Below are 5,536 nucleotides of genomic sequence, written 5' to 3' on the forward strand. Positions count from 1 at the left end.
AGCTCGCTTTTCGGCACATATATGATTGCCGATAAATTTTTCGGCCGCACCGTCGTATCATGGGCGCTCATCCGTGATTTTAGCAGCGCTTCGCTGGATCTTAAGGATTTTAGTATCAGCGCCCGCTTAAGAGCTACTACTATCGGCGAACGATCATGGCGCGACGAGCGCGAGCCTGAGCCCGACTTCTCGGACGACAACTCTACCGGCGCTCCGTATGAACTAAGTATAAAATTTGAGTACGTGAGCGCGCCCGGGATCGTGCTGAAAAATATCAAACTCGAGCAGGTGCAAAGCGGGCGCGTCGTGTTTGAAAAGGACGAGCTAGAGGTGCCGCTAGAAATGGGCTACAGCGGTTACAAAAGCGGTAGTTTAGTGATACCTGATCTCGATTCTACGCATGTTAGACACAGACTGAGCGCCGAAATATGCGTGTCTAGCGGCGCTTGCACAAGCTTTGTGCATTATTTCTTGCCATACAGACATGTAGAGGGTACAGCGGCTCTGCGAGGTATTTTTTAGCCGCGAAAGATTCGGCGCGAAATTTTAAAACATAAAATCTGCGGCGGCATGAGTTAATTTGGCTGAATAAACGAATAGATTATCAATGCCCGCAACGCGGTATGGTTTATTTGTGTGGTGGGATTTTACCGCTCGCCGTATTTGTGGAAAACAAAATTTCAAAATTTCGGGGCGCATAAAATTTATAGCGCAGCGTGAAATTCTACCCGGCAAAAATTTATGCCCTATTCCGGCACAGATAAATAAATCTGCTAACAAATCCCGAGAGGCGACAATCTATAAAATGATAAATTTACAATGCAGCGATTGAGTATAAAATTTTAAAATTACCGGCAAAATATCATGATTTAAGAAGTGCGTTACATATTATAAAATGCGCTTTGTTATCATTTGCCCTTTTATAATTTTCAGTATTTTTGCTAGCCGTTTTAAAAACGCTTTGCAAAATTTAGAGCTAAATTAAAGCTCAAAATACGCCTGTTACGTATTTCTAGACCTATTCAAAATTTTATACTTCTTAAAAAATCAAAATTTCAAGCATTTAAAATTTATCCTAAATTTAAACTGCAATTTAATTAAACATTAAAAATCTTTGTATTATTATTCGCCGCATTAATAATCAATTCTATAATCATTAAGTAAGGAAATATGAATGTTTAGAAGATTCTCTCTCTCTCTCTATGCCTCGCTGCTCTTTTATGGCTCGCTTTACGCGGAAGAGCCGGCCAACTCACAAGAACTGGGAACTATCCAGGTAACGGGCAATGTCGATTCGCAAAGCGTAGCCGAGCAAAAGGTTGGCGAGACTAAGACTACTGCGCAGACTATTAAGAAGCAGCAGATCACCGATAGCAGAGACTTGGTGCGATACCAAACGGGTATCACAGCGGTCGAGACGGGCAGATTCGGCGCTAGCGGATACGCCGTTCGCGGTGTGGACGAAAACCGCGTGGCTATCACGGTGGACGGGCTTCGTCAAGCGGAGACTCTAAGCTCGCAGGGCTTTAAAGACCTCTTTGAGGGGTATGGAAATTTTAATAACACAAGAAACGGCGTAGAGATGGAAAACGTCAAAACAGCCAATATCACCAAAGGAGCCGACTCTATAAAAGCGGGAAGCGGCGCGCTCGGCGGATCGGTAATGTTTGAAACCAAAGACGCTAGGGATTTCTTGACGGAAAAAAACTATCATTTCGGCTTTAAACAGGGCTATCAAAGCGTCGATAGTCAAAATTTTCACTCCTTCACCGGTGCGGCTAGATACGGCTGGTTTGATCTTTTAGTTATAAACACCGATAGACACGGTCATGAAAGAAAAAACTATTTCTACGACATATATGATAGCAAAGAGGACAAACTTCATATAGGAAAAACTCGCGAAAAAGCAGACCCATATACCATAACCAAAAAAAGCACGCTCGTAAAGGTTGGATTTCAACCCGGCGACGAGAATAGATTTTCCGTTGCGGTGGATAACTCAAAGCTCAATTCCGACGGCGAAGACCTATCTTACACGCTCAGGCTCGGCAGTCGCCCGGGCGCTCCGGAACGATACGGAAGCAGGACGAACCACGACAGCTCCGATCGAAGAAACGTGCAATTCAGCTACGAAAATTTCAGCGAGACGCCGCTTTGGGATCACGTTAAAATTTCATACTCGAAGCAAAACATTAAAAATCGCGCGATCAATAAAGAGGGTTGCCAGGGGAGCGCTTGCCAAAATACGCAAAATCCTGCGGGATTGCAATTAAAGGAAAATTCAAATAACTATGAAATAACCGATAAAAATAATCGAAGCTTAACTACAGATACGAATTCATATGATTCGGATACCCCCGCACCTATTAAAGACAATGCCGGGAATAATCTTAACCCTGGCACCGACTTTAAAACTCAGAATTCTACGGGTATATTTTTAGACTGTACCAAAATAAATTGCGATAAAAAATTTAGAGTTTTAAGGGCAAAATATGACACAGAGGATTATATGAAAAATGACAAGGGTTACACTTACGAATTCGTTGAAAGAGATATTACTAAACACACCCTCCCAAACGGTCAAGTATATGGAACGATAGAAAAATCAAGCGAAGATGCCACAGTAACAAGACCCAATACTGATCCTGCATGGTCTTGGTATGGAGACTGGAGCACAAGCTATGATTTATATCATATTTTGCCATACACTGACGGCTATAATTCAATCCAATACTCCGACAGGACGTTAGATACCGAAACCCAGCAAGTAAATTTGGATTTTGAGAAAGATATTAGCCTATTTGATACCATAGAGAACTCTATATCATACGGCGGACTTTTGGATCAAACAGATAAATCTATGACTAATAAAGATGGATTTTACTCAGGTGATTCACAATGGTGGGATAATATACTCTTCGGTAGAACTCCTGGAGGTGGCGTACCGAATCCCGACTACCATATGAACGGCAATCAGAGAAGCAATACGACCGCCGTTAATACCTACCTGATCCCGGTGCAAACTACGACTACGGCAGGTTATATCGGAGATGAAATTCAAATAACCAAATATGTGGGCTTCGATCTTGGCTATCGCTACGACAAGGTAAAACATAAGCCGAAATATACCGGCTATCCCGAAATCCCTAGAGGTATCATAACCGGTCTATGGGTGCCGTATCCTTATAACCCTTACGATGGAATACATGGTTACTACACCCCTTACGGAGAGGAAAATTATCAGCAAAATTTAAAATTCCTACTAAGAGAGAAGGAATACAAAAGCGGCTCATATAAACTAGGTCTAAATTTAGACCCGCTGGATTGGATGAGGATACAGCTAAAAGGCTCCAAGGGCTTTCGCGCTCCGACGTCGGATGAGGCGTATATGACCTTTAAGCATCCGGACTTTTCTATCCGTCCTAATATATTTTTAGAACCAGAAATCGCAAGGACGAAAGAGATCGCTCTTACTTTTTATAGCGAGAGAAGCCGCATAACTTTCGATGTTTTTAAGACGGATTATAAAAATTTTATCGATCTTGAATTTTTGGGAAATTTACAAGTCGTAGATCAGCAGATACCCTATCCGTTTTATCAAAACGTAAACCGAGATAGTGCCAAAGTGCATGGATTTGAGATAAATACCCATCTGGAGCTCGGCGATGTATCGGAGAGCCTGGAGGGATTTAGGCTGGGATATAAATACAGCAGACAAAAAGGCAGAATGTCGTGCGCCAGCAACGGCTCAAACGCCAATAATTCAAACTCCGGATGCAGCAGGGGCGAAGAGGTGCCGATGAATGCGATCCAACCGCCTACTTCCGTCTATAATATCGGCTATTCTACGCCCGGCGACAAATATGGCATTGATCTTTTTATCACCGACGTAGGAGCCAAGAAGCGCAAAGATACCTACAATATGTATTGGAAAAGCCAAGTCGAAAGAACGGATCCATATTGGGGGCACATCGATGCTTCTATAGTAAACGGAGAGCCCATAACCGATAATACCAAAGGTTGGCGAAGCAGTGATTATACGGTAGTGGACGTTATTGCTTATGCTAAGCCGCAAAAAAATTTTAACTTTAGTCTAGGCGTTTACAACCTAACCAACGCCAAGTATATCACTTGGGATAGCGCGCGCTCGATCAGGGCTTTTGGAACGGTCAATATGATCGATCAGGCGACGGGTGCGGGCATCGGCAGGTTTTACGCGCCGCGCAGAAATTTTAGATTTAACTGGGAGGTAACGTTTTAGTTCTTGGTGTGTTTCGATCCAAAATTTAAAACGAATTTCGAATCCAGGGCTCAAGTTGATCAAATCGAGCCCTGGATTGCAATTTATGCTTTAAATTTATCCAATGAGCCTTTGCAACGCAAGAGCAAGATCACTTCGTATTTTTGGCATTTTGATAAAATTTTTAGCGATATAATTTTCGCCGAACAGTAACATTTTGCGCGCGCATTAAATTTGTATATCGCCGCTTTCGTTTATGCGGTTTTGGCTCAGAACCTACCGCCGTGCAGTATAAATTTTACATTTCTATCGATAAAGCCTTTTTTTACTAAGGTCAAAGGCAAACTTTCATATCACATAAATTTGCTCGCCGTATGATCCTAATAAAGACGAGTTAGAAGCACCGAAGACATTTGACAACCGCACGCAAAAACTACGGCAGCTGGATGAGACCTACGATAAGGCGCACAAGACGATGCTTAAGACAAATGATTTTTTATTTATGCGTTAATACGCGGAAAAATAAAGACAAATTAGCCTCTATTTTTCTCGATTTCATATAAAATTTTGATTTTTTTACAAGCTCTTTGCAAGATGCAGAACCCTAAGGCAATATATAATAAAATGGACAACTTACTAATGCCGTAAAACCATATGGGAAACGTTACGATTAAAAAAACTATTAATATAAAATCCCAAATTATAGCTAGAGCCTGTTTCACTCTCATATAATTTGAATACTTAGCTAAAATCGAAATATGCGTTATGCTGGGCGACTCAGGGGAAAGATAACAATACGTTACCTCGACTATATCGCCGTTATCAGCAAACCATTGATCGGGATAGTCGAAAAATCTTATTCCTTTTACCTCAAATGTTATATACAGTCCGTCTCGCCCCCAGTCTGTTTCTAAGTTTTCTATCTTGCCGATAATTGTGAAAAATTTCAATTCACTTGAAGCTTTCTTTTTTAAATGCCACATTATTTTCCTCCAAATTTCGGTAAAATTTCGTAAAATACGCGCTACTTTCTGTGGCGTTCGCACTAAAATTTTAATTTTTGCACACCCGCATCAAAATAGGCGAGAAGTCCCATCAAAATCAATGTTAACGACACGCAATCATAGAAATTTGCTAAAACCGAGCGAGCCCCTTTTTTGCGAGCGCAAAGTATATTGCAAACAGTATCGCAGACACGGCAAAAACAAAGCCAAATGCGATTACTATACACAGCACCTAAATTATCCGATACAGCACATATAGCACAAAGTCTTAAGCATTTGGGCAAGCCGCACT

4 protein-coding genes are annotated in these 5,536 nt (G+C 41.6%); 2 read left to right on the top strand and 2 right to left on the bottom strand.

Translation table 11 applies throughout. The features are described 5' to 3' along the window. A partial coding sequence (locus Q0605_RS04015) for a hypothetical protein (RefSeq protein ID WP_298704432.1) occupies window positions 1-522 on the top strand: 522 nt, incomplete at its 5' end. A 652-nt stretch (window positions 523-1,174) separates the two neighbouring features. Next, on the top strand, window positions 1,175-4,261 hold the full coding sequence (locus tag Q0605_RS04020) for a TonB-dependent receptor (RefSeq protein ID WP_298704433.1): 3,087 nt from the start codon (window positions 1,175-1,177) through the stop codon (window positions 4,259-4,261). Window positions 4,262-4,773: 512 nt separating this feature from the next. Here the strand turns inward: Q0605_RS04020 and Q0605_RS04025 are convergent. Both Q0605_RS04025 and Q0605_RS04030 read right to left on the bottom strand, forming a co-directional pair. Continuing rightward, window positions 4,774-5,223: a hypothetical protein gene (locus Q0605_RS04025; RefSeq protein WP_177388939.1), complete on the bottom strand. Its 450-nt coding sequence runs from the start codon at window positions 5,221-5,223 to the stop codon at window positions 4,774-4,776. Window positions 5,224-5,285: 62 nt separating this feature from the next. Next, a partial coding sequence (locus tag Q0605_RS04030; protein WP_298704434.1) for a hypothetical protein occupies window positions 5,286-5,536 on the bottom strand: 251 nt, incomplete at its 5' end.

The organism is uncultured Campylobacter sp. (genome assembly GCF_938017705.1).
Classification (GTDB): Bacteria; Campylobacterota; Campylobacteria; order Campylobacterales; family Campylobacteraceae; genus Campylobacter_B.

Bases quoted from the DNA above. Each gene is read 5' to 3' on its own strand.
- Q0605_RS04025 (WP_177388939.1), bottom strand. From the start codon at position 5,223: ATGTGGCATTTAAAAAAGAAAGCTTCAAGTGAATTGAAATTTTTCACA.
- Q0605_RS04020 (WP_298704433.1), top strand. From the start codon at position 1,175: ATGTTTAGAAGATTCTCTCTCTCTCTCTATGCCTCGCTGCTCTTTTAT.